Genomic DNA, 25,043 nt, shown 5'->3' with positions numbered 1-25,043 from the left:
GCTCAGTTGACGTTGTTGCGCTTGGCCAGATCGACCATCTCTACCAGCGATTCGGTCTTGAGCTTTTCCATGATGCGCCCGCGATAGGTGCTGATGGTCTTGGCGCTGAGGTTCATGCAGGTACCGATATTCTTGTTGTTTTCGCCCCGCGACAGGCGCCGAAGCACCTCCATCTCACGGTTGGAGAGGCTGCTCAGGCGCACGGTTTCGCTTTCCAGAGAATTGCTGTTCACGGACATCTGCGGGAAGGTCGAGTAGCCTTTGACGAGGGCCTTCAAGGCAAAGATCAGCGCCTCGTGGTCTTCATCCTTGGTGACGAAGGCGCCGATACCGGCATCCAGGCAGCGGCGTACATAGAGGTCGGTGGCCTGGCCGGTAAGCACCATTATCTTCGGTGCGGGTTCCATGTTCTGCAGGCGCTTGATCACCTCCATGCCATCCAGGCCGGGCAAGCCGATGTCCAGCACCACCACGTCCGGGCGCAGCTCCCGTGCCTTCTGCGCGACTTCACTGCCATCGCCCACTTCGCCGACGACGTGAAAACGTTCGCGCTCAAGTAGCAAGCGCAATGAAAGACGCACGATGGGGTGATCGTCGACGATCAGCACGGTTGTCATGTAGCTAACTCCTGTCGGAAGGTGGTCCGTTTCCTGAAACTGTCAGGAATACGTCTGCATCGGCTTTTTCAGCAGCGCTGCAAGATACTTCCATTCAGGATGATTGGTAACGGCGAGTATAGAACTGTTGAATAAGCAGCCGATACCTGTTGAAAAATCCTACAAGATGCTTGAGATAGGCATCGCCAAGCGAACCCTGGCGATGCCCAAGACAGATCAGGCGCAAGCGGCGTGTGGTTTTAGCACCCGTTCTATGGAGGCGGGGTTGTCGCGAAGAGCCTGGCCTACGCGGCTGGGGCGAGCCACCAATTGCCCAGAGCAGTTCGGGCAGCGGCCTTTCAAACGGGTATCGGCGCACGCACGGCAGAACGTGCACTCGAAGGAACAGATGAACGCATCCGGGCTGTCACCCGGCAGATCGGCATTGCAGCATTCGCAATTCGGGCGTAGCTCCAGCATGGACGTGACTCCGGTTCGAGAGAGGTACAGCGGAGTCTGCTACGGGCCTCAGGCGCTTGGCAATGGTCAATCGCCAGGGCGATACAGGTGGGCGTGACCTGCCCGATACAGGGCGGACTCGGCAAAGGGGGCATCCCCAAGTACATGGCCGACGAGAATCAGCGAGGTGCGGCGAAAGCCCTTGGCCGCCACGCGTTCGACGATATTCCCAAGGTTTCCACGCACCCAGTCCTGATCGGGCCAGGTGGCGCGATGGATCACGGCGATCGGGCAATCAGGGCCATAGTGGGGCATCAGCTCGTCCACGATACGCGGCAGGTGCTTCACCCCTAGATGAATGGCCAGGGTGCTGCCATGGCGGGCCAAGTCGCCCAATTGCTCGCCAGCCGGCATGGGGGAGCTGTCCCCGTAGCGTGTGAGAATCACGGTTTGCGCCACATCGGGCAGTGTCAGCTCGCAGCCGAGCAGGGCGGCGCTGGCGGCAGCGGCGGTAACGCCAGGTACGATCTGATAGTCGATGCCAAGTTCGCGCAGGTGGCGGATCTGTTCACCGATGGCGCCATAGAGACTTGGATCGCCGCTGTGGACACGAGCTACATCCAGCCCCTTTTCATGGGCATCGCGCATCGCCTCGATGATTTGCTCCAAGTGAAGCTGGGCACTGTTGATGACGGTGTGTGCCTGATGGCCTTCGAGGACGGCTGGCGGAACCAGCGAACCTGCGTAGATGATCACGGGGCACTGACGGATCAGGCGCTGGCCCTTGACCGTGATCAGATCCGGGTCGCCGGGGCCGGCACCAATGAAGTAGACCGTCATGGAGAGTCCTTGCAGATAAATGAATGAAGCGATTATCGGCCACAAGCAAGGGCGAGGGTAGCCGGGCCGAGCACAAGACGGGGCACGACAAGCCTGGCCGAACCGTGATGGTGGGTGGCAAGCGCCAATGCGGCACTCTCCGCCACGCCCCAGCAGCCGCTGTGGGCGAACACCGTTGGTGAACGGTGGCTCAATAGCGGTTCGAATGGCTGTAGTTGTACCGAGTCGAATACGGTTAGCGGAAGGCCCAGTCGCGCGCAGAGTTGCCGCAACCCTGGTTCATCGGCCTTGGTTGGAATGCTGGCAATGCCGCCAAGTGCCGTCAGTGGCAGGCCATGCGCATCCAGTGCCTGGCGTAGCAGGGTGTCGAGCGTGGCCGCCGGGCAGCCTTGGCGGCAACCGAAGCCTGCATAGAGCAGGGACGAGGACACCCCGCAGGCCATCAAGCCTGGCTGGAGCGACGGTACAGCCAAGCGCTGATCAGGCCCAGCGCTACCCAGAAGGCCGCGTTGGTCAGCCAGGAGGCGAACACGAATTGGGTTTCCAGCGCTTCGGGGGCCAGGCTTTGATGCACTTCAGGCTGCGGCGCGCCGATCACGTGTGGCAGCACCAGCAGGGCGGCGCCCACGACCTTGAGCAAACCGTGGCGAGCGAAAACCAGCAGTGCCAGGCCCAGTGCGGTCGCTGCAGCGGTGCCGATCCACCAGGTTTGGCGTTGCCCCAGTTCAGCGGCGGCGGTGCCGGGCAGTTCCGGTGGCAAGCCAAGGGTGGGCGCCAGGCAGAACACCGCGAAACCGGCCAGGCCCCACAGTGCGCCGGTGGCTACGCGGCTGGGTTCGCGCAGGCTGTACAGTGCAGCCAGGATCAGCGCGAAACCAACGGCCACGACGAGATTGCCGCCAGTGGTGGACAGCACGCGTTGCCAGCCATCTTCCGGCGACCAGGCGTGTTCACTGTGTTCGTGGGTGTGAGCGGCTTGGCCCTCATGGCTGTGCGGCTCGACAGCGGGGGTGGCGGACTCGTAGGTTTCCGCTTCGAGGATCAGGGGTGTAACCCAGAAACTCTGCAGCAAAGTCAGCAGGAGGGCGGCAAGCAGGCCGCTGAAGCCTGCCGTACGGGCGATGCGCTTGATCATGCGGGCAGGCTCAGTGGCAGGGGAAGGCGGCGCTGTGGCGAGTATCGTGGGCGGCGTTGTGCACTGCCTCGATGTGCGAAAACCCTGCGAAGTAGACCAGGCACAGGCCCAGCAGGCTGGCACCAACGGCGATGACGACACGCTGGCTCAGGGTAACGGGGGTGGCGACGGTGTGTTTGGCGCTGGTGACGGGCATGACGCGTTCCTCTGCTTTTTGTGGGCAATGGGCAGGCGCGGCAACCCCGAGCGCGAAGTGCCCAGGGGAATGCGACAGCGCCCGCCCACCGCGGGGTGTTCATGAACGCCAGGCCGGTCTCCGGGCTCACGAGGAGGAGCAGGGCTCCTTGTAAAGGGTCACCTTCCCATGCCAGGGGTGCTGGCACAGTGGTCTAGACGCTTCGCTCGCTTACCGTTGCGGGGGCAGCACCGGCTTTGTCCACCCCTGTCGGGGGTTGTGACGCACCGGTTTCCCGTTTCACCCCTGATGGGGCACCTGAACGCAAGGCGTAAGGAGAGCACGGGGCGGGATGCACGTCAAATGCAGTTACATTTCAACAGCGATTTTGCGTTGTTGTCGCTTTGTTGTTGCTCCTCTATGCGGGTTGGTTCAGGCGCAGCCAAATGCGAGGGCAGGGGGCCGAGCCTAGGTTTTCCCGGGAGCAAGCCCGTAGCGAGGGGACCCCGGAGCGCAGCGTAGGGGCCGGAGTAGGTCGCCGTAAAGGCGAAAGGGTTAATGTGCGCCTCCATGGTGAATGAATATTCACGCTATCTGAATGCCGTCCTTAAATCTGGGCTTTGAAGTTTGAAGTTTGAAGTTTGAAGTTTGAAGTTTTGGTTTCTGGATGCGTGAGCTTATCCATTTGCCAAGGTGACGCTCAATCACCTTTCCGCTCTTACAGCGGGTCACTTTTTGGCAGACGCCCCAAAAAGTAACCAAAAAAGTCTGGCTCCTATCATCCGGCCCCTGCGCTGCGCTCCGGGGTTCCCTCGCTCCGGGCTTGCTCCGGGAGGACCGCGCTGAACGGCCCCTCCTGGGCCGCAGCGCTTGACGGGCATCCATGCCCGTCACCTCCCTGCGCAAGCCCTGCGCTCGGCCTCCTGAAGTCGCATGAGGTGGCGCCTGAACTACCGCGCGCTAGAAGCAAGAGCAAAGCGAAGCAAAAGAAAGTCCGCCTCGAATTTATAGTTTTAATGTTGAATGTGCGGCTGGTTTAGCTGTTGTTGTTCGGATTTGGTATTTCATGCTCCGCTTTTGCTTTTAATGCGCGATATCCCAGACGCTGCAAATTGCGACGTCAGTAGGCCGAGCGTAGGGCTTGCGGAGGGAGGTGACGGGCATGGATGCCCGTCAAGCGCTGCGGCCCAGGAGGGGCCGTTCAGCGCGGTCCTCCCGGGAGCAAGCCCGTAGCGAGGGAACCCCGGAGCGAAGCGTAGGGGCCGGATGATAGGAGCCAGCGGTTTTTGCCTACTTTTGCCCAAGAGCAAAAGTAGGTCGCCGTAAAGGCGAAAAGGTGAATGAGCGCCTCCATGGCGAATGGATATTCACGCTATCTGAATGCCGCCCTTAAATCTGTGCTTTGAAGTTTGAAGTTTGAAGTTTTGGTTTCTGGATACGTGAGCATATCCATTTGCCAAGGTGACGCTCAATCACCTTTCCGCTCTTACAGCGGGTCACTTTTTGGCAGACGCCCCAAAAAGTAGCCAAAAAGGTCTGGCGGCATGACTCACCCACATGGGTTACAAATCAGATCACGCACATAGGTAACAGTCTTTGACTGACAGGGTCGGTATTCGAGGTTCTGACCATGCCTTGGCGAGAGCTGAAACCTATGGACCTGAAAATGCTTTTCATCGCGGATTCCTGCAAGGGGCGCCCAGCTTCAGCGCCCTATGCCAGGCCTACGAGATCAGCCGAAAGACCGGCTACAAATGGGTCGAGCGATTGTGCGAACAGTTGACCACCTGCCACCCCACGCGTAGCCTTGCCGCTTCGAGGTTCTTCGGCTGCGCCGAAGCTAAGACGGGAACGCGGTACAAGCCGTGGCTGCCCCCGCAACTGTAAGCACCGACAACGGATCGACACAGCCACTGCGCCCAAGCGCGGGAAGGCGTCATCCCACAAGCCCCCGCAGAGAGAGGGCGAAGCAGTGCAAGCCAGGAGACCTGCCTCGGACGATTTCGACTTTCAACCGGGCGGGGTGATCCGGTGGCGAACAAGCCCGGCCACTGGCCCGTGGCTCTCGTCCCGCATGCCCGCCATCCTGCCAAGGGCATTGCGACATGAAAACACTGGCCAAGCTACCCGTCACCATCGTCACCGGCTTCCTCGGCTCGGGCAAAACCACGTTGCTCCGGCACATGCTCGACAATGCCCAAGGCCGCCGTATCGCGGTAATCGTCAATGAATTCGGCGAACTGGGCATCGACGGCGAAATTCTCAAGCAGTGCAGCATCGGTTGCACCGAGGAAGAAGCCAGCGGACGCGTCTACGAACTGGCCAATGGCTGCCTGTGCTGCACCGTACAGGAAGAGTTCTTCCCAGTAATGCGCGAATTGGTGGCGCGCCGTGGCGACCTCGACCACATTCTCATTGAAACCAGCGGCCTGGCCCTGCCAAAACCCCTGGTACAGGCCTTCCAGTGGCCGGAAATTCGCAATGCCTGCACTGTGGACGCCGTCATCACCGTGGTCGACAGCCCGGCGGTGGCCGCCGGCACATTCGCAGCCTATCCAGACCAGGTAGATGCCCAGCGCAAGCTCGACCCCAACCTGGACCACGAATCGCCGCTGCACGAACTGTTCGCCGACCAACTGGCCAGTGCCGACCTGGTGGTGCTCAACAAGGCCGACCTGATCGACGCCCAAGGCCTGGCTAAGGTCCGGGCGGAAGTCGCCGAAGAGCTGCCGCCAGCAGTCAAGGTGATCGAAGCCAGCAGCGGTCGCCTGCCACTGGACGTACTACTGGGCGTGGGGGCTGAATCCGAGGCGCATATCGACGGTCGCCGCACCCACCACGATTCGCACCACGATGACGACGACCATGACGATCATGACCACGATGCCTTCGACTCCATCTCCATCGACCTGCCCGAAGCCGATGAAAGCTTGCTGCTCGATGCCCTGACCCAGTTGGTGGTCGAATTCGGCATTCTGCGCGCCAAAGGCTTCGCGGCCATTCCGGGCAAGCCGATGCGCCTGCTGGTGCAGGGCGTGGGCACGCGCTTCGACAAGCATTTCGATCGCGCCTGGCGCGCCGACGAGCCGCGTATCACCCGCCTGGTGCTGATCGGCCAGGAGCTGAACGCCAGTGAACTGGAAGCGCGACTGCGCAAGGCCCTGGGCGCCTGACCCATGCACCTGCTGCGGACCCAGCCCGGCGGTTTCGTGCCGGACGACAGCATCGCCGACCTCGGCCAGACCCCCGCCGACCTGGTGATCCTCTGCAGCGGCGATTCGCACCTGGCGTTGCTCGCCGACACCGCCGAGCAACTGCCGCCTGGCTTCCCCAGCGTACGTCTGGCCAACCCTATGCAGGTGCAGAACCATGCTTCGGTCGACCTGTATGTCGACCAGGTGCTGCGCCATGCCAAGGTGATCCTGGTCTCGCTGCACGGCGGCGTCGGCTACTGGCGCTATGGCGTCGAACAGCTGGTCGAACTGGCAGCGCGCGGGGTGCAGTTGATTCTGGTGCCCGGCGATGATCGCCCGGACCCCGAACTTACCGGTTTGAGCACGGTGGCCCCCGAGCAGGCGGACCGCCTGTGGCACTACCTGCGCCAGGGCGGCAAGGCCAATGCCGTCAACCTGTTCAACTGCATCGCTAGCCAGTGGCTGGGCTGCGACTACGCCTGGGACGAGCCTCAACCGCTGCCCCGGACCGCCGTCTATCACCCCACCAAGGCCAGTGCATCAATCCAAGACTGGTATGGCCATTGGCGCCCGGAACAGCCGGTGGCACCGGTGCTGTTTTACCGCTCGCACTTGCAGGCGGCCAATACCGCATTCATCGACGTGTTTTGCAAGCGCTTGCAGAAGGCCGGGCTCAATCCATTGCCCATCGCGGTGGCCAGCCTCAAGGAAAGCGCCTGCCTGGAGCAGGTCGAGGCCTGGCTGGAAGAGGTCGAAGCCGAAGTCCTGATCAACACGACCGGGTTTGCCCTGTCCAGCCCAGAGCGACCCAATTCGCGACCATTCCGGCGCGACATTCCAGTTCTGCAAGCGATCTGCGCCCAGGACAACCAGCCCGGCTGGGAGGCAAGCGAGCAGGGCCTGGGCGCCCGCGACCTGGCCATGCATATCGCCTTGCCCGAGCTTGACGGGCGCATCATCACCCGGCCAGTGAGTTTCAAGGATCTGGCCTGGCGCAGCGAGCGTAGCCAGGCGGACGTGGTGTGCTACCGCGCCCATCCCGAGCGCATGGATTTCGTTGCCGAGTTGGCGCGCCGCTGGGTGGAGCTTGCGCGCCTGCCCAATGGCCAGAAACGCATCGCCCTGGTGCTGGCCAACTACCCGACCCGTGACGGGCGCATTGGCAACGGTGTCGGCCTGGATACGCCGGCCGCTGCATTGAATATCCTCAAGGCCCTGCAGGACGAGGGGTATCCGACGAGCGAGCTGCCTGGCAGCGGCACCGCGTTGATCCATCAACTGCTGGGCGGTGTCACCAACGACCTCGACCACGTGGACCAGCGCCCCTGTGCCCAGAGCCTGAGCCTGGCGGATTATCAGGCAGCCTTTGAACGTCTGCCGGATGCCAACCGCCAAGCCGTGCTGGAGCGCTGGGGGCCGCCCGAGCAGGACCCGATGTTCCGCAGTGGCCGCCTGATGGTAGCGGGTCTGCGCTTTGGCCTGACCTTCGTCGGCATCCAGCCCGCACGCGGCTACCAGGTCGATCCCAGCGCCGTCTACCACGACCCCGATCTGGTTCCGCCGCACGGCTACCTGGCGTTCTACTTCTGGATGCGTCATGCCTACGCCGCCGATGCGGTGATCCATGTCGGCAAGCACGGCAACCTCGAATGGCTGCCTGGCAAGGGGGTCGGCCTATCCGCCCAATGTTGGCCCGATGCATTGCTAGGGCCGCTGCCGAACATCTACCCGTTCATCGTCAACGACCCGGGTGAGGGCGCACAGGCAAAGCGCCGTACCCAAGCGGTGATCATCGACCACCTGATGCCGCCACTGACCCGCGCCGAAACCTACGGCCCGCTGCGCCACCTGGAACAACTGGCCGATGAATACTACGAGGCGCAACTGCTTGACCCGCGGCGTGCCCGCGAGCTTCAGCGCGACATACTCGAACTGGTCAAGGTCAACCATATCGACCGCGAACTTCAGCTCGAAGGCCAGTTGGACGACGCAACGGTATGGTTGCCGCGTCTGGATACGTACCTGTGCGACCTCAAGGAGTCGCAGATCCGCGATGGCTTGCATGTGTTCGGCCAATCTCCTGAAGGACGGCTGCGTCTGGATACCTTGCTCGCCTTGCTGCGGGTAGAGCGTGGCGATGGTCGTGGTGGCAACGCCAGCTTGCCGCGAGCCCTGGCCAAGGCGCTGGAACTGGGCTTCGATCCGCTGGACTGCGAGCTCGGTCAACCCTGGCAAGGGCCGCGCCCCGACGTGTTGCAGGCCGTCAGCGGTTCGGCGTGGCGAACCTGTGGCGACACCCGCGAACGCCTCGAACTGATGGCCTTGCAGGTGATCGAGCAAGCCCTGGCCGGCACGCTGCGACTGCCCGAGCAAGCCCCGTGGCAGTCGGTACGTGAGGTGGTGCAGGCGCTGCAGGACGAGGTCGCGCCGAATCTGGATGCTTGTGGGGCGGCCGAAATCGGCAGCCTGCTGGCAGCGCTGGAGGGGCGCTTCGTGCCTGCCGGCCCCAGTGGTGCGCCCAGCCGTGGCCGTCTGGACGTACTGCCCACCGGCCGCAATTTCTACACCGTGGATGTGCGCAACCTGCCCACGACCACGGCTTGGCGCCTGGGCTTCGCTTCGGCCAACCTTGTCTTGGAGCGTCATCTGCAGGACCATGGCGACCATCTGCGCCAATTGGGCCTGTCGGTCTGGGGCACGGCAACCATGCGCACGGGGGGCGACGACATCGCCCAGGCCATGGCATTGATGGGCGTTCGGCCGGTGTGGGCGACCGGTAGCCAGCGGGTCGATGATTTCGAGATATTGCCCCTGAGCCTGCTGGACCGCCCTCGGGTGGACGTGACCTTGCGTGTTTCGGGCTTTTTCCGAGATGCCTTCGGTAACCTGATCCGGCTGTTCGATGCCGCCGTGCAAGCGGTGGCTGCACTGGATGAGCCAGATGACCTTAACCCTCTGGCGGCTCGGGTGCGCAGTGAGCGTGAAGTGCTGATCGCACAAGGCGTCTCGGCCGAGCAGGCCGCCCGTGAAGCGGGTTGGCGGATTTTCGGTGCCAAGCCAGGCGCCTATGGCGCCGGCGTGCAGAACGCCATCGATGGACGCTTGTGGCAGCAGCGTGAGGACCTGGCCGAGGTCTACCTCAACCACGGTGGTTATGCCTATGGCAGCGCTGACCAGGGCACACCGGCACGCACTCAGTTCGCCCGTCGCCTGAGTCAGGTGCAGGCGGTGTTGCAGAACCAGGACAACCACGAGCACGACGTGCTCGACTCCAACGACTATTACCAATTCCAGGGTGGCATGCTGGCGGCCTCGGAGACGCTGGCCGGTACGACAGTGGCCAGTTATCACGGCGATCACAGCCAGGTCGACCGCCCCCGTATCCGTACCCTGAAGGAAGAGCTGAACCGAGTCATTCGTGCGCGTGCGCTGAACCCCAAGTGGATCGACGGGGTGAAGCGCCACGGTTACAAGGGGGCTTTCGAAATGGCCGCGACGGTCGACAACCTGTTCGCCTTCGATGCCACCACGCACCTGATCGATGACCATCATTACCAGTCCCTGGCCGATGCCTATGTGCTCGACCCGGCGACGCGCGAATTCATGCGCGAGCACAATCCAGAGGCCCTGCGCGATCTGACCGAGCGCTTGCTGGAGGCTCAGCAACGAGGCCTCTGGCAGGCCCCAGGCGATTATCGAGAGGCCCTCGAGGAGCAGTTGCTCGACGGCGAGGAACAGGCTTGAAATGAGTGAACCCGTACAATTTCCCCTGGCGGCCGTGGTTGGCGCCGACGACCTCAAGCTGGCGCTGTGCCTGACGGCCATCGACCCGAGGATTGGCGGCGTACTGATCGAAGGTCCGCGCGGCATGGCCAAGAGCACCTTGGCGCGTGGTTTGGCGGATTTGCTGGGTGAAGGGCCGTTTGTCACCTTGCCTTTGGGCGCCAGTGAAGAGCGGCTGGTCGGTACGCTTGACCTGGACGCGGCGCTGGGCCAGGGCAAGGCGCAGTTTTCCCCAGGAGTGTTGGCCCAGGCTGACGGCGGCGTGTTGTACGTCGATGAAGTCAACCTGCTGCCCGATACCCTGGTGGACTTGCTGCTGGATGTGGCGGCCAGCGGAACCAACCGAGTCGAGCGCGACGGCATTTCTCATCGCCACAGCGCCCGGTTCGTGCTGATTGGCACGATGAACCCGGAAGAGGGCGAGCTGCGCCCGCAACTGCTGGACCGGTTTGGCTTGAATGTGGCTCTTGAAGGGGTGCCTACCCCAGACGCTCGTCAGCACATCATTCGCCGCCGTCTGGCTTTTGACAGCGACCCTCAAGCGTTCTGCGCGCAATGGGCCGCAGCCCAGGCGCAACTGCGTGAACGCTGTCAGGCCGCGCGTCAGCGGCTCGAGCGTATTGCCCTGGATGACCAGGCTCTGGCCTGGATCACCGAGCGCTGCTTCGCCGCTGGCGTCGATGGCCTGCGTGCCGATCTGGTCTGGCTGCGAGCAGCCCGCGCCCACTGCGCCTGGCGCGGCGCCGAAGTCATTGCAGAGGAAGATGTCGACGCCGTAGCGGAGTTCGCCCTGCGCCACCGCCGTCGGGTCTCGCCCCCCGCCATGCCGCCATCGGCAGCGCCGGAGGGCGGCCAAGGAGAAGGGCAAAGGCAAGGCGGGCAGGGGGATTGGGGCGCCATGGCGCCTCAGCCGGTAGCCACCGGGGCCCGCCGCGAGGTGCCGAACTGGGCAAAAAAGCCCTGAGCATCCGCCCGCCTGACGCCAAGGCGACGGATGCCAGGCCCCGCGTCGGACCGCTCAAGGGCGCCAGCCGGGGCCGTGTTCAGGCGGCTGCCACCGGCCGGGTTGCCTGGTTGCCGACCCTGCTCAAGGGGCGGCCACGCGTGCGCAAGGATCTGTGCTGGCAACAGCGACGGGCCCAAGCGAACGAATTATGGCTGGTGATCGTCGACGCCTCAGCGTCGACCCGTCGTCACCAGGCGTTGGCACACACCAAAGGGCTGCTGGCAGAGCTGTTCGACCAGGCCTATCGCCAGCGAGCGCGTCTGGCCTTGCTGACCGCCAGCGGAGGTACGCCACAATGGCAGCGCCATGGCCTCAAGGCCTCTGCAGCGTTGCAACCCTGGTTGCAGGCGCTGGGCGCCGGTGGTGGTACCCCCCTGATCGCGGCCTTGGACCAGGCTCGTCAGTGGCTGCTGGCGCGGCGCAAGGCCTGTCCACAGGAGCTGCAGCGCTGCCTGGTGTTCACCGATGGCCGCCTGCAGCGTTGGGGCGCTGTGCAACCACTGGCTTGCGACACCCTGCTGGTGGATATGGAAATGGCGCCAGTACGCCTGGGGCGTGCCAGACAATTGGCCGAAGAACTGCAAGCCGAATACCGGCACCTGCAAAACTTCAAGGTAATGCAAAAGTGACACTTGTCAGCAGGCTGCGACACTGTGCCGCAATAAGGAAAGTTGCCGTGGCAGTAACAGCACATGTTTCACAGGTGCGTGCACTGGCACGCACTTGTGTCACCCGCAGCTATTACTTCGGCATCGACCAAGGTTGCAGGTCATAACCTTTTTCGGAGAGTTCGGCACGCACTTCCTCGATCAGGTTCGCCCATTGCGCTGGGTCGGAATAGATACGCGAGGAAACCTGTTTGCTGCCGATACGGGTGCTGGTCCGGTCGATGACTGCCAGACTCAGCTCGCCCGAACCGTTTGGGGCATCCCAGGCAACGCACTGGAAGGGTTCAAAGGCATGGTCGGCAATCAGCAGTGCTTCGTTGACACGGAGCGGGGCATTCATGGTTCGGTCTCTCTATGGTCCCAAACATCGAAGTGAAGTCCGCGTTGTCGAGTGCTCGCTAAAACATTTCGCGATACGCAGCGCGGGGTTATTCGTACTGATGCTCCAAGTCGGTGTTCAAGTCACATGGCAGTTGTAAATTTTTTGGGGGCGGAGAAATGACTCTCCATTCTACGCCCCGTGTGACGTCATCAACCGGTGAAAATTCCCTTGTCGAATTGTGGCCACTCCCGTTTACAGACAAACGGTAGTGGGCGGCGCCAAGTTCGTTGCTACTGTTAATTCGGGCGTCGCAACTTACTGTTTTCATGTAAAAAACCATAATTTGGCGCCAAGGAAAGGTTATGCACGAGCCTGCATCTCAACGCCGCTTGCTCATTGTCGATCCTTGCGACGATTGCCACCGTCTTTTGCCAGGCCTGAGTGGAGCGGGCTGGGACGTGCATAGCTGTACGCTGGGCGCTGCGCTGGAGTACCCATGCGATGTCGGCTTGCTGCGCCTGCAGGCGTCGCACCTGCGCCACCCCGACGCAGTCAAGGACATGATCAAGCGCAGCAACACCGAATGGATTGCCGTGTTGAGCGCTGAAGAGCTGCGCATGCAGAACGTCGGAGATTTCGTCTGCGAGTGGTTCTTCGATTTCCACACCTTGCCGTTCGATGTGTCCAGGGTTCAAGTTACCTTGGGGCGTGCGTTTGGCATGGCGCGCTTGCGTGGCAAAGGTGCGATGCAGGTGGAGGAGCTTGAGCACGAACTGCTTGGCGACAGCAGACCCATCCGTGAACTGCGCAAGTTGTTGGGCAAACTGGCGCCGACCGAATCGCCGGTGCTGATCCGGGGAGAAAGTGGCACGGGCAAAGAGTTGGTGGCCCGCACGTTGCACCGTCAGTCGCAACGCTTCGATCAACCGTTTATCGCCATTAACTGCGGCGCGATCCCGGAACACCTGATCCAGTCCGAACTGTTCGGTCATGAAAAGGGGGCTTTCACGGGTGCCCACCAGCGCAAGGTCGGGCGAATCGAAGCAGCGCACGGCGGTACGCTCTTTCTCGATGAAATCGGTGACTTGCCGTTGGAGTTGCAAGCCAATTTGCTGCGTTTTCTGCAAGAGAAGCACATCGAACGGGTGGGAGGCAGCCAACCTATCCCCGTTGACGTCAGGGTACTGGCCGCGACCCATGTGGACCTGGAGAAGGCCATCGAACAGGGCCGCTTTCGCGAAGACCTCTATTACCGGCTGAACGTCCTGCAGGTCGTGACTGCGCCCCTGCGCGACCGCCATGGTGACCTGTCGATGCTCGCCAACCACTTTTCGCATTTCTACAGCCTGGAAACAGGGCGCAGACCGCGTTCGTTCAGCGACCATGCGCTGGCTGCGATGGGCCGACACGACTGGCCGGGTAATGTGCGGGAACTGGCCAATCGTGTGAGGCGAGGTTTGGTCCTGGCCGAAGGGCGGCAGATTGAGGCGCAGGACCTTGGTTTGCAGGTAGTGGAGCAACAGGATCAACCGCTGGGCACGCTGGAGGACTACAAGCACCGCGCGGAACGTCAGGCATTGTGCGATGTGCTCAACCGGCACAGCGATAACCTGAGCATCGCGGCGCGGGTGCTCGGGGTGTCGCGGCCAACCTTCTATCGCCTGCTGCACAAGCATCAGATCAGGTAAGCATTCAGCCGGGCTGACTCAACGTGTGGGGTTGTTCGGAAGCAGCCTGGACACTTTGGCACTGCGTCTCAACTCGACTGCGCAATATGCCCGTCGGCAATTTCCTCGACAGCCTCGTCCTCGCCCGGCAGCGCTGTGATCACACTGAAGTCACTGACCTCCACCTCGCCACCGCCGTACCCCAGCAAATGGAAAGAAAACGCCTTGCGCTCAGTCGGGTTGTCGAAACCGAACTCCATGTCCAGAGGCTGGTCCGCCGTTACCAGCATTTCTTCAGGTAGCCCCAATGGTACATCCTGCTCTAGCTCTTTGGCTTTGAGCTGAATGTAGGCATTGTGCTGCGGGTCGAGGGAGCGGATCTTGACCCGTACCCTGGTGTGCGAGCCCTCCGGCAGTTCCAGATACTGTGCGCCGATCAGGTTATCGGCCCAGTCGTCGTGTATTCGGGCTTGCAGCGGGATGGCGGACGGACCGCCGAACTGGTAGCGAAGGTTCAGCGGTGTCTGCAGCAAGGACTGGTCGAGCACTCCGGCCAGAGCGCTGATCTGCAGCCCGGTAATCGCATCGCCTGGCCCCAGGTACTTGGCTTGGTCGGCAATGAATCCCTCGCTGGCGTATCGCCGGCAGCGCTGCTGGAAGTCGCACTCGGTGAACACGCCCTTGCCGTCATGGTAGCGAAGCATGCCGTTGGTGTAGGCGATCATCTCGCGGCCACTGTCATAGTCGCGAAACAGCGAGCGCCCGCCGAGTGCGGCGGGAATGGGCAGTGCGAAGTAATCGAGCAACGAAGTGGCTAGGTCGATATGCCCATAGGTGCCGCGGTTCACGCGGGGCAATGCGGCTTGCTCGGGGGCGAGGGTGAGGTTGAAACCCCAGGATGATGCCAGGCGTACTCCGTCGATGCCGTGGGACTCATCGGACGTAACCACTACCAGGGTATCCTTGAGGACACCCTGTTGTTCGAGGCTGTCGAGAAACGCGCCAATGGCATCGTCCAGATAGGCCACTGCCGCCTGCTTGGCGGTATCGTACCGCTCCAGGTACTGCTCGGGCGCCGAGTAGGGCTGGTGCGTGCCCACGGTCAGCAGGGTGAGCATCCACGGCTTGTCCTGTTTGCGTAGCTGGCCCACGTAGTCCAGCGCACCCTCGAAGAAGGCCCGGTCATCCTTGCCCCAGGGGAACTCCAGGTAGTTCCCGTTGCGGAACCATTCCTGGCCATTCACCGAGTCAAAGCCAATGTGCGGCATGATCCGGTCCTTGGCCATGAAACGCAGGCCTGCACCCTGCAAGTAATGGGTGGTGAATCCTGCCTGACGCAGCTGCGCCGGCAGGCAAGCCTGATTGCGCTGCTGCTGCGTCAACAGCTCCATGCCCTTGGGAGTGCCGTTGGCGAGCTTGTCGTAGTCACCACAGAGCATGGCGTACAGGCCGCGAATGGTCTGGTGGGTATGCAGCACGTAATCCGGGGTATTCATGCCGCGCTCTGCCCAGTGGCTGAGCTTGGGCATCAGCTCTTCGTCGAAGCGGCTATTCAGGGCCTGGCGATTAGGCCTGATGTAAGCCCCGGGAATACCTTCGAGGGTAATCACCAGCAGGTTGCGCGCCTGGCCGGGCACGCCCAACAGCTTGCGGCCATGCAAGTCGGACTGGGTAAGGCCCGCGCTTGGCAGCGGGGTTACGGGCTGTTGTTCGCCAAACGCATCGAGGGCACGTTGCTGCACGCTGCCGACGCCTGCTGCCAGCAGTTGGTGGGAGAGGTTGTATTGGCGCCATTGGTCGGCGTCCGACGGCGCCAGGTGCTGACCGCTCCAGTGCAGGCCGAACAGCAGCACGGGAATGGCCCAGGCCTTGCGGGGTAAGGGAGAAGCAGGCGAACGGACCCCGAACGATAGGCTCGCCAGCCACCCCAGCAGGCCCAGCGCCAGTGCCCAGGGTAGCCAGGCATGGGCAAGGCCGCCACCGGTGGAGTTTTCCACGAACTGTGGGTCGGTCAGGTAGCCCAGGTCGGCGGCGGTGGGCAGCCGGCCCACTGCACTCACCAGCTCCGCCGAAGTCACCCAGAACCCGGCCCAGGCCAGAAGCACCGGCAGGGCCAGCCACCAGGGGCGGCGATGCAGTGCCAGCACCAGCAGGCTGCCGATCGCGAGGTCCGACAGGTAACCAAAAGCGTTGGACCAACCCAACATGGCGCGCGCGCCCAGTGGGATCACCAGCACCAAGGTCGCCAGGGCGGCAAGACGGGTGCGAGGGTGGCCTAACAGGTCATTCACGAAAACTTTCCTTATTGCCATTAAAACGTCATGTTTCTGTGCTCGATGATAACAGGCCAAGTTCAGGAAAGCGGTCGGTTACAAGGTTGGTTACCAATTGCCGGGCCGGGCAGGCCCGGACAACTCAGAAGTAGTAAGGGAATTTGAGGCTGAAGGAGAAGTCCGGCGCATCATCGGTCAGCCCGATGGACAGGTTCGGTACGATCGTCAGGTTGTTGGTCGCAGCGAATGTCATGCCAATGTTGAAGTTCGCAGCGTTGTAGTCACTGTTGCTGATCGACTGCCAGTCGCCCCCGTCAGGCTTGATCTTGCTCTTGCTCGAGAACTGGTCGGTTACCGAGAACGACATACTCATCTTCTCGTTGAGGGCAAAGGCGATACCGCCGCCGATCTGCCACGAGTCCCCGAGTTTCACGTCCCCGCCAACCTTGGAATTGACCTGCGGGCTGATGTCGCTGAACGAGTCCTGCATGTTGTAGGTGTACTGCAGGCTGGCGAACAACACGGCCGGGTCGAACGTCTTGACCAGCGAGATGCCGGGCGAGATCGACCAGACACCATTGCCGGTCGGCAGGTCTTCCGGAACCGCCAGGTTGTCGTTGCCAGGGCTCTGGATCAGCTTGATGCCATAGGGGTCTTTGCCGGTGGGTGCCTTGACGCGCAGTGTGGCCACGGCGTCCGGCCAGGTTTCGTCTTCGTCGAGGAACTTGTAGGCGATCCCGAAGTTGACGTCGCCGATGGCCGGGTCGCGGGTCACCGTATCATCGGACGTCACCCCAGCGGCACCGCCTGCGCCGCCTGAGGAGTAGGTGGATTCGCGGTAGACGATCGGGACGTTTATATCGAACTGCCAGCGCTGATCCATGTTGTAGCGGGCTGTCAGGTCCAGGGTCCAGTTGTCCGCCTTGATACGGTCGATGTTGATATTGCCCAGGAAAATCGAATCCAGCGCCAGGAATCCGTTGAGGGTAAGGGCGCGGGTGTCGTAATGGGTATAGGTCAGGCCGGTCTCGACGCTGAACTTGCCGCCACCGAAAAAGCCGCTGGCTTCGTCATACAGGTTGGACACGCTTTGCGCGGGCTCGGAATTGTCCTGCAACGATTGTCCGTAGGAACTGCCTGTGGTACCGGGCGCGCCAGAGGCCACGGTCTGGCTGCCCTTGACCCCTTCGGCAGGCGATTTGGTCAGGCGTTTCGGGGCTGGGGCCTGAGGTGCCTCTTCGACCTGGCGCAGTCGTTGCTCCAGCACCATCAATGCGTTCTGTTGTGCTTCATAGCGCTGTTTCAGCGCGATAAGCTCCTGTTTCAGCGCTTCGACCTCCGGGTCGGCCGCAGCCTGGAGCAGAGTGGCCGGTGCCAGGGTACTCAAACAGACGATAGCTCTTAGCGTCAACAAACGGTGCATGGGTTAGCCGTCCCTTCTGACTGACTGCATTCGATGAGACTGAGCGTAGATCAGTATCCGAGGTTTCGAAGGCCTTTGAGCTGGTCCAGGTTGACATTCATCGTGCCGGCCGTGCGAGCACTGTCTCGCATCACGACATTGAGCGACGTCAGGTTGCTGACCCGGTTGCTGGCACCGAGCAATGTCGTGTTCTGCATCAGTCCACCTTGGCCGATGCGCTGGAAGGTGTTGCCCTGGTTGTTATTGGCAACGATGCTCATCTGAACCCCGGTGCCGGAAGCTGACACGTTCAGCGAACCCGCACCGTTGCTGCCGGTCAGCGAGGAGCCGTCAGTCAGGGCTTGACCTTGGGGGCTGCTGGTTGGGGCCTGGTTGCCCTTGGTCACGTTGATGGCGACATTGTTGTGTGCTGTGTTGAAGTCACCCGCGGCACGTACCACCTGGGTCACGCCTTCGGTGGTGTTCAGGCCGCTGCCGCCGGTGACGGTCCCTGTGCCATTGCTCGTGGGTTGGGAGGTGCCGGTGCCTTTTTCGTCGATCATCGACACATAGAACTGCGGCTTGATGGTCGATTGCTGAATCTGCATCGAAGACGTTGCGCCAATCACCTCGCCATTGGCGTTCTGCCAGGTGCTGGTCATGACGATGCCGAAGCTGACGATCCGTCCCGGCATCACGTAGCGGCCACGCAGGTTGGCCAGCTCCTGATCCTTCAGCTCGATGGGTTTGAATGTCTCTGCCTGGGTCGGCAGGGTAGCGGCCAGGCACATCAAGGCCAGCCAGGTAGAAGTTTTCATGGGGAGCTCCCGGAGCGTCTTGCCCATTGATTGCTAGAAGAAGTCGCTTTGGATAAAGCCAAAGTCCATCAACTCAGCGTCCTGCACCGGCGTGAAGTTACTGATGCGGTTCTTGGCGCTCAGCGGCAACGGTGGGTCGAGCAGGATGTTGTTCTTGTCGTATCCCTGGCCAATGACGGCGAAGATGATGCCGTTCCAGCCCTTGAGAAAGTCCTCTACCTTGAAGCGCTTGTGGCCCAGCACCGGATCGCCGATGTAGACCCAACCACGATCGACCTTCTGCATGACCACGAAATGCTTGTAGCCGCGGATGTCCATCAGCACGACCACTGGAATACGGATGCTGTGCAGGGTATCGGGGGCCACCTTGTAACCACGGGCGCGCATGCCGAGGCTTTCCACGTAGCGCTTCATGTCCAGCATCGAGAAACCTTGGACGCGCACCTGGTCGGGGTCGGCATGGGCCAGCATGCCTTCGATGATCTGCTGCTCGTCGACGTCCAGCCAGTAGGCTTGGCGCAGGATGGTCGCCAGGGCCGCGGCGCCGCAACTGAAGTCGGTTTTCTGTTGCACCAGGTCGGCGAACTTGCGTTCGCGGATGCTCTGGATGGGTTTGTAGATGACCGCGCCTCCCGGCAGGACGGACAACGGCATCTGGGCTGCTTCGATCACACTGGCCATGCACAGCAAAAACGCCAAGGCGATAATGCGCATGTTCGACGCCCCCCTTTGATTTCTTGTTAGAAAGAGGCCCCCCGAAGGGGGCCTCCACGCCGCAGTTGCTACATCGAGGTGTTGGAGATGGCCAGCGAGTTGCTTTGCTGGTTGCCCACACCGGCTGCCACGTTGACGCCCAGGTTGCCGCTGCCACCGTTCACCGAGCCACTGAGGGTTGCGGTGTTGGTCACAGGGTTGGCCCAGCCGGTCGGGGTCAGCACTTGGAACGACACGGTGTTGCTCAGTGCGTACTCGCTAGACTCGCTGTAGCTCTTCGAGATGCTGTCCGAAGATTGCGAGGCTTTCTCGCCGGACTTCTCGAAGGCCGAAGCGTTGGCTTTTTCCCACTCCGAGGCTCTCGCTTTTTCGTACGAAGAATCGCGAGACTTCTCGTAGGAGGTGTCGCGAGATTTGTCGTAAGAAGAGTCGCGGGTCCGGTCATACGAAGAGCTATACGACTTGTCGAACGACGAATCGAAGGACTTGTCGAAGGACGACGCGTGGGTTTTGTCACTCGAGGTATCGACGTCTACGTCGAGGTTAGCGCTGAGCGAGCCGTCGAAGCTTTCGCTGCGGGTCCGGGTGAACGGGCCGAACGACGAGCTGGAGGTTGCATCGGCACTGGCCGAAGCATCCAGCGAGGCGCTGAGCGAAGCACTCGAGGTGGAGCTGGAGCTCGAGTTATGCGAACCACTGGCATTCCAGCTGTTCGAGCCATTGGCAGCCATGTTGTTCGAGCCGCTGGCGCTGCTGCTGCTGGAGCCGCTGGCGTTCATGCTGCTAGAGCCACTGGCGTTGCTGCTGCTGGAGCCGCTGGCGCTGCTGCTCTTCGAACCGCTGGCGCTGCTGCTTTGCGAGCCAGCCACGCTGAAGCTCGAACTGGAGCTCTTGTCGATGTTGGCATCGAACGAGCCGCTGCGCGAGGACGAACCGCTCTTGGAGGTGGTGAAGGTAAGCGTATCCACCCGATAGGTGCGGTCGGCACGGTTGATGACGGTCAGGCCTGGACCGGTCTGCTTGGCAGTGGCAGTGGCAGTGGAGTTACCAATTGGCGCACTGTTGTTGGCAATGGCCATGGTGTTTTTCTGCTGGTTCAGGTCGCCGCCAGCAATGTTGATACCCACGTTACCGCTGCTACCGTCAGCCGAGCCGCTCATGACAGCCGAGCTTTGGGTCGACCAGTTCTTGACGGTGTTGTTGTTGCTGTGTTGATCGACGTTTGCGGTTGCCACGGAGTCGCCGAAGACGAAGCTGTTGTCGATGGCAGAGTTGTCGGACGCGGTGTTGGCGATAGCCGCCGCGTTGTCTTGTTGGTTGCCGTTACCGGCTGCCACGTTGACGCCGACGTTGCCACTCGCGCCTGCGGCCGAGCTGCTCATTTCTGCTTCGTTGACGGTGCCTTCATTGAGGATGAAGTTGTTGGTGCTTCTTTGGGTGTCGTCAGCTGTGGCAGTAGCGCTGGTGTAGATAGGTTTTGGAGGAGGGTTGTAGTGGCCGTGGTGGCCATGTCCACGCCGATCGTTCTGATCCGCTTGTGCAGCAACAGCCATGACCGCAGCAATTGCGAAAACCAGAGGCTTGAGTGCCATCGAGGGTTTCATGGTGTTTCTCCGTCTTTTTTTTCGGTTAAGTGTTGTTCTTACCTTTTTGGGTCAGTTCGCGACCCGTACGCTCAGGGTGTTTGCCGTCTGGTTTCCCACCCCGGCGCTCTGATTCAACTGAATCACCCCACGGCTACCGGTGAAGGCCTGGTCACCGGTGGTGACCTGGCGATAACCAGGGGAGGTATCGGTTGGATCGGAGCTTTTGATCAGCGCCACGTTCTGCTGCATCAGGACGCTGTCGTCGATACTTTGCGGATGCGCACTGGTGCTGATGCTCAGTGCGTTGGCTTGCTGGGTACTGGCACCTGCGCTCTGGTTGATGCCCAGCGCGCCGCTGCCGTGACTGAAGGCGGTGCCCTGAATGCTGGCTCGGGCATCCATGTTCGGATCGATCACGGATTGAAGGCGTTGTTGGATCTGCGTATTCGCGCTGGCCTGCGGCCCATTGGCAAACGCGCGGGCGTTGACCTGTTGCTGCAGGTCGCCCGCTGCCTGGTTGAGGGAGAAGTTGCCTTGGTACTGCCCGCCGGAGCTGTCGATGGAAGCGTCATTCATCACGGGGGACTGGGCCAAGGTCGATGCACTGCAAAACGCGGCAAGGATGAACAGCGTCTGCCTCATCTCATTTGCCTCCAGTCAGGATCTGCAGCGGTGCAAGACCGCGCTGGACGCTCGAATTGACCATGTTGGAGATGCCATTGCCTGCGCCTGTGCCACGGCCAGCGGCCATGTTGGGAAGCTGGTTCTGGTTGCCGATGGCTCCGCCCAGGTTGTTGGTCTGCTGGTTGACCAGCGAAGAAATACCAGTGCCGCTGGTGATGTTGGCGAAGTCGCCATCACTGAGCTCATTGGTCTGCTTGAGGATGTAGGCAGAGGGGTTGGCGTTGGCGGTGGTAGGGTTGGGGTCTGGCGCCAGCGGCGCGCGGATCGCCATTCGGGGTTGGACATCGCGGGTGATCACGATGATTCCGTTGTCGGCCTGGGCCGGTAGACTGAGGCATGAACCCAGTACGCACCCTATCAGCAGGCGGCGGAAAAGGCCTTTATCGAGTTTCTCCACGGTGGCAATTCCTTCTTTCCGTTCGCTGGCCCGTTATCAGCGTTGCGAGGAAGAGAGCAGGAGCTGTGCCGTTTTTGCTTTTCATAGATAATTCAAGGAATTAGCTTCAATAGCTGAATGCTTCATCATTTAGCTGTATCAGCGACGAGACACGGGGCAGGCCAAGAACAGCTTTTTCTGGTTGTGGCCCTGCCCCAAGCGGCTTTGGCGGGGTTGTATCAGCGGCGTAACACTCACCCCGGCATTTGCGGAAAGCGCGCAAGCACGGGAACCATGGCTTGCCTTGGTGTCTCAGGGGCTTAACACATCACGGGGTTGCGAGCAGTTGGCCGACAGCGTCCAATGCGGCGGCGCTGCGGGTTGGCCAGTCGCCGCCGACGACCTGCCAAACTTGTTCGTGGCGTTGCAGCCAGCCGAGGCTGTCGGCAAAAAAACCTTGGCGCTCACTCAGTTGGGGCTGGCAGCGCTGGCCATCGTCCACCCAGTCGACACCCTCCGGGTCGAGCAACAGATGCAGGTCGTAGTCGCGCTCCAGCAGGGCCTGCTCGATCCAGGCCGGGCAATCGCCAAACAGTGCCCGGCTCCATAACAGGTTGCTGAGCAAGTGGGTATCGAGGATCAACAAACGAGGCTGGCGGGCGCGAGCGTCATCTTCCCACGCCAGTTGCCCGCGGGCGATGGTGGGGATGTCGGCGTAGCAGGTATCGCGGCCCTCCTGGTCGATGAAGTGGCGCACGTATTCCGGCACGACAAGGCCGCCGAAGCGAGCCTGAAGCACTCGACTTAGCCAGCTTTTACCACTGGATTCCGGACCACACAGCACTACGACTTTCATTGCGCCACCAACGCCGGATCACGACGCCACTCCATCCAGCCGCGCACAGCGATGACGGTCAGCACGGCGAAGAATCCAGCAGTGAAGTACAGCTGTTGATGCAGGTATTGACCGACGTACACCACATCGACCACCACCCACAACGGCCAACACTGCAGGCGCTTCTGCGCCATCCATACCTGCGCCACCAAGCTGAAACCGGTCAAGGTGGCGTCCAGCCAGGGTAGGGCAGCATCGGTCCACCGGGCCATCGCCGCGCCCAGCGCCAGGCTCAACACAAGGCCGGCCAACAGGCTGTGACCTACGGCAGGTCCCCCCAGGCGGGACACCTTGCGTGCATCTTCGGCGCGATCCGGGCGCAGCCATTGCCACCAGCCATACAGCTGCAGCGCAGCGTAGGCCACTTGCAGGAGCATGCCCGAGTACAGTTTGACCTCATGGAACAGCCAGGCATAGATCAGCACCATCACCAGGCCAATCGGCCAGCACCAGGCATTTTGTTTGACGGTGAGCCAGACGGCGATTACGCCGAGCACGGCGGCGATGAACTCAAGGCCGGACATCGGCGATCCTTGGAATGGGAGGGGGCGCGATTGTAGCCCGTGGGGGGCGATGAGTGACAAGGCTTTGTGAACCGCTTGGCTGCCGGCTCTGACCGAACAACGAAAGCTCATCGATTCGAAGAAGCTGCGGGGGCGCGGGCGTAGCCTGCGATCGAGGGCATAGCCCTCGCATCAGTCCCTGTCGGGGCCGCCTCGCGGCCCTTCGCAGACGCGGTTCAAACCCTGAATTGACGCAGCAGCTGCTCCAGTTCCTCGCTCAAGCGGGCCAGTGCCTCCCCAGCATCGCTCGACTGGCGGGCAGCGTCGGCGGTCTGCTGTGACAAACCGGCAGTATCCAGCACGTTGCGGTTGATTTCCTCGACGACATGCGACTGCTGCAAGGTGGCACTGGCGATGGAGGCATTGAGTGCGGTGAGGTTGTGCAGCGCGTGGCTGATCGCATCCAGGCTGGTGCCGGCTTCTCGGGCCTGCTGAACCGTCTGGCGGGAGGCCTCGCTGCTGGTGTCGATGGCTTTGACCGCGGCATCCGACTGGCCCTGCAAATGCTCGATCATGGTATGGATTTCCGCGGTCGACTGAGCCGTGCGCTGGGCCAGCAGGCGCACTTCGTCGGCAACCACGGCAAAACCACGGCCTTGTTCGCCCGCGCGGGCTGCCTCGATCGCAGCATTCAGGGCCAGCAGGTTGGTCTGCTCGGCGATCGAGCGGATCACATCGAGTACACCGCCGATCTTGCTGCTGTGCCCGGCCAGTTCCCGGATCACCTGCACGGCCTGATCGATGGTCTGTGACAGGCTGTCGATCTGCTGCAGGCTGCCGTGAATCGCTTGCTGGCCATGCTCCACCTGCTGTTGCGCAGCGCGCATCTCGCCGGCCGCTTGCTCGGCGGTCTTGGCCACGTCCTGCACGGCGTAAGTGACTTCGTTCACGGCAGTCGCCACCTGGTCCATCTGCAGCGACTGCTGGGCGCTGCGCTGTTGCGCGGCTCCAGCATTGTCACCGACTTGTCCTGCGGACTGGGCCAAGGCATGGGCGGCACCTTGCAGTTGGCCGACGACCCCCTGCAATTTGCCGTTGAAGCGGTTGAAATGCTCGCCCAGGTGGGTGATCTCGTCACGGCCGTGGGTGTCCAGACGCCGGGTCAGGTCGCTCTCGCCACTGGCAATGTTGCCCATGGCTTGAACGGCTTCCTGCAGTGGGCGGGCAATGCTGCGGGCAATGAGCATCACCACAAGCGCCATCAACAGGGCGATGCCCAGGCCGACCAGGGTGGCGTCGCGCAACTGACGGGCGAATTCGGCCTGCACATCGTCGACGTACACACCCGAACCGATGATCCAGCCCCAAGGCTTGAACAATTGAATGTAGGAGGTCTTGGCCACCGGATCGGTGGCGCCCGGCTTGGGCCAGCGGTAGTTGACCGGGCCTGCGCCCTGGCTGCGGGCGAGGGCGACCATTTCGTTGAAAACGGCGAAACCGTCTGGGTCTCGGATGGCCGAAAGGTCCTGGCCATCGAGTTTGGGGTTGGCCGGGTGCATGATCATTTTCGGCCCCAGGTCGTTGATCCAGAAGTAGTCATTCTGGTCATAGCGCAGCCCACGCACCACTTGCAGGGCCTGCTGTTGGGCCGCCTCGCGGCTGAGGCTTCCGGCAGCCTCCAGCCCCTGGTAGTAGGCCAGCACACCTGCGGCAGTCTGGACCACATGGCGGGTCTTCTCCGCCTTGGCCTGGTAAAGGTCGCCGTGGATCTGGCGCAGCATCAACAAGCCCAGCACTACCAGCATTGCCACGGCCACCAGCAGTATCAGCCACAAGCGGCGGCTGATCGACATCGACCTCAAGGTCTTCATGAAGGTTACTCCCGCGTTTTTCTTGTTATTCAGGTGCATCCAAACACGCTTTGCCGTCGCCCCCCACTCGACTAAT

At 61.9% G+C, this 25,043-nt stretch carries 22 protein-coding genes, 1 pseudogene and 2 riboswitches; of the genes and pseudogenes, 6 read left to right on the top strand and 17 right to left on the bottom strand.

The genetic code is table 11. The annotated features are described in order from the left end of the window. Positions 1–2: 2 nt before the first annotated feature. The 6 genes from VXM67_RS15085 to VXM67_RS15060 all read right to left on the bottom strand — a co-directional run bounded on the left by VXM67_RS15085 (position 3) and on the right by VXM67_RS15060 (position 3,226). On the bottom strand, positions 3–617 hold the full coding sequence (locus tag VXM67_RS15085) for a response regulator transcription factor (protein WP_023380819.1): 615 nt from the start codon (positions 615–617) through the stop codon (positions 3–5). 216 nt (positions 618–833) lie between these two features. Then, a complete protein-coding gene (locus tag VXM67_RS15080; protein WP_023380818.1) occupies positions 834–1,076 on the bottom strand; it encodes a DUF1272 domain-containing protein in 243 nt (80 codons plus the stop codon). A gap of 66 nt (positions 1,077–1,142) precedes the next feature. Continuing rightward, positions 1,143–1,895 carry a precorrin-4 C(11)-methyltransferase gene (gene cobM, locus VXM67_RS15075; RefSeq protein ID WP_027906681.1) on the bottom strand — a complete coding sequence of 251 codons (753 nt, stop codon included), beginning with the start codon at positions 1,893–1,895 and terminating at the stop codon, positions 1,143–1,145. 32 nt (positions 1,896–1,927) lie between these two features. After that, positions 1,928–2,338 carry a cobalamin biosynthesis protein gene (locus VXM67_RS15070; protein WP_023380816.1) on the bottom strand — a complete coding sequence of 137 codons (411 nt, stop codon included), beginning with the start codon at positions 2,336–2,338 and terminating at the stop codon, positions 1,928–1,930. After that, the gene (locus tag VXM67_RS15065) at positions 2,338–3,030 is read right to left on the bottom strand and encodes a CbtA family protein (protein WP_367237124.1); all 693 of its coding nucleotides are present in this window, start codon (positions 3,028–3,030) and stop codon (positions 2,338–2,340) included. Before VXM67_RS15065 ends, VXM67_RS15070 begins: the two co-directional genes overlap by 1 nt. Positions 3,031–3,040: 10 nt before the next feature. Then, a complete protein-coding gene (locus tag VXM67_RS15060; RefSeq protein ID WP_023380814.1) occupies positions 3,041–3,226 on the bottom strand; it encodes a CbtB-domain containing protein in 186 nt (61 codons plus the stop codon). 93 nt (positions 3,227–3,319) lie between these two features. Then, a riboswitch (cobalamin riboswitch) is annotated at positions 3,320–3,542 on the bottom strand. Between the two features lie 1,293 nt (positions 3,543–4,835). Here VXM67_RS15060 and VXM67_RS15055 point away from each other — a divergent pair. The 5 genes and pseudogenes from VXM67_RS15055 to VXM67_RS15035 all read left to right on the top strand — a co-directional run. Further along, positions 4,836–4,972, top strand: a pseudogene (locus VXM67_RS15055) (IS481 family transposase); the annotation flags it as partial. Positions 4,973–5,006: 34 nt separating this feature from the next. After that, positions 5,007–5,216: riboswitch (cobalamin riboswitch) on the top strand. A gap of 94 nt (positions 5,217–5,310) precedes the next feature. Next, positions 5,311–6,378, top strand: a complete 1,068-nt coding sequence (gene cobW, locus VXM67_RS15050) for a cobalamin biosynthesis protein CobW (RefSeq protein WP_023380813.1) — start codon at positions 5,311–5,313, stop codon at positions 6,376–6,378. A 3-nt stretch (positions 6,379–6,381) separates the two neighbouring features. Further along, a complete protein-coding gene (gene cobN, locus VXM67_RS15045) occupies positions 6,382–10,143 on the top strand; it encodes a cobaltochelatase subunit CobN (protein ID WP_186598470.1) in 3,762 nt (1,253 codons plus the stop codon). 1 nt (position 10,144) lies between these two features. Then, the gene (locus VXM67_RS15040) at positions 10,145–11,146 is read left to right on the top strand and encodes an AAA family ATPase (RefSeq protein ID WP_023380811.1); all 1,002 of its coding nucleotides are present in this window, start codon (positions 10,145–10,147) and stop codon (positions 11,144–11,146) included. Between the two features lie 110 nt (positions 11,147–11,256). After that, a complete protein-coding gene (locus tag VXM67_RS15035) occupies positions 11,257–11,817 on the top strand; it encodes a VWA domain-containing protein (protein ID WP_027907332.1) in 561 nt (186 codons plus the stop codon). Positions 11,818–11,929: 112 nt separating this feature from the next. On the opposite strand, the gene VXM67_RS15030 is transcribed toward VXM67_RS15035, so the two are convergent. Then, positions 11,930–12,196: a hypothetical protein gene (locus VXM67_RS15030; protein ID WP_023380809.1), complete on the bottom strand. Its 267-nt coding sequence runs from the start codon at positions 12,194–12,196 to the stop codon at positions 11,930–11,932. A 344-nt stretch (positions 12,197–12,540) separates the two neighbouring features. Between VXM67_RS15030 and VXM67_RS15025 the strand changes: the two genes are divergently transcribed. After that, positions 12,541–13,866: a sigma-54 dependent transcriptional regulator gene (locus VXM67_RS15025; RefSeq protein ID WP_023380808.1), complete on the top strand. Its 1,326-nt coding sequence runs from the start codon at positions 12,541–12,543 to the stop codon at positions 13,864–13,866. Positions 13,867–13,934: 68 nt separating this feature from the next. Here the strand turns inward: VXM67_RS15025 and VXM67_RS15020 are convergent, their stop codons facing one another. The 10 genes from VXM67_RS15020 to VXM67_RS14975 form a co-directional block, all read right to left on the bottom strand. Next, positions 13,935–16,136: an LTA synthase family protein gene (locus VXM67_RS15020; protein ID WP_027907333.1), complete on the bottom strand. Its 2,202-nt coding sequence runs from the start codon at positions 16,134–16,136 to the stop codon at positions 13,935–13,937. Between the two features lie 124 nt (positions 16,137–16,260). After that, positions 16,261–17,541 carry a hypothetical protein gene (locus VXM67_RS15015; RefSeq protein WP_023380806.1) on the bottom strand — a complete coding sequence of 427 codons (1,281 nt, stop codon included), beginning with the start codon at positions 17,539–17,541 and terminating at the stop codon, positions 16,261–16,263. Positions 17,542–17,591: 50 nt separating this feature from the next. After that, complete coding sequence (locus tag VXM67_RS15010) at positions 17,592–18,338, bottom strand: hypothetical protein (RefSeq protein WP_027907334.1); 747 nt, start codon at positions 18,336–18,338, stop codon at positions 17,592–17,594. 33 nt (positions 18,339–18,371) lie between these two features. After that, entirely contained in the window at positions 18,372–19,052 is a 681-nt protein-coding gene (locus VXM67_RS15005; protein ID WP_023380804.1) for a C39 family peptidase, read from the bottom strand. A 68-nt stretch (positions 19,053–19,120) separates the two neighbouring features. Then, the gene (locus tag VXM67_RS15000) at positions 19,121–20,656 is read right to left on the bottom strand and encodes a hypothetical protein (protein WP_023380803.1); all 1,536 of its coding nucleotides are present in this window, start codon (positions 20,654–20,656) and stop codon (positions 19,121–19,123) included. A gap of 51 nt (positions 20,657–20,707) precedes the next feature. Beyond that, positions 20,708–21,280, bottom strand: coding sequence for a hypothetical protein (locus VXM67_RS14995; RefSeq protein WP_027907335.1), 573 nt, complete (start codon positions 21,278–21,280; stop codon positions 20,708–20,710). Position 21,281: 1 nt separating this feature from the next. After that, positions 21,282–21,719: a hypothetical protein gene (locus tag VXM67_RS14990; RefSeq protein WP_027907336.1), complete on the bottom strand. Its 438-nt coding sequence runs from the start codon at positions 21,717–21,719 to the stop codon at positions 21,282–21,284. A gap of 307 nt (positions 21,720–22,026) precedes the next feature. Then, positions 22,027–22,554, bottom strand: a complete 528-nt coding sequence (locus tag VXM67_RS14985; protein ID WP_027907337.1) for an AAA family ATPase — start codon at positions 22,552–22,554, stop codon at positions 22,027–22,029. Continuing rightward, positions 22,551–23,117, bottom strand: a complete 567-nt coding sequence (pnuC, locus tag VXM67_RS14980) for a nicotinamide riboside transporter PnuC (RefSeq protein ID WP_027907338.1) — start codon at positions 23,115–23,117, stop codon at positions 22,551–22,553. Before pnuC ends, VXM67_RS14985 begins: the two co-directional genes overlap by 4 nt. A 215-nt stretch (positions 23,118–23,332) precedes the next feature. Continuing rightward, positions 23,333–24,967 carry a methyl-accepting chemotaxis protein gene (locus tag VXM67_RS14975; RefSeq protein WP_023380798.1) on the bottom strand — a complete coding sequence of 545 codons (1,635 nt, stop codon included), beginning with the start codon at positions 24,965–24,967 and terminating at the stop codon, positions 23,333–23,335. Positions 24,968–25,043 lie beyond the last annotated feature (76 nt).

The organism is Pseudomonas sp. Rh2, from assembly GCF_040762985.1.
Classification (GTDB): Bacteria; Pseudomonadota; Gammaproteobacteria; order Pseudomonadales; family Pseudomonadaceae; genus Aquipseudomonas; species Aquipseudomonas taiwanensis.
This window is presented reverse-complemented; position numbering and strand designations above follow the sequence as displayed.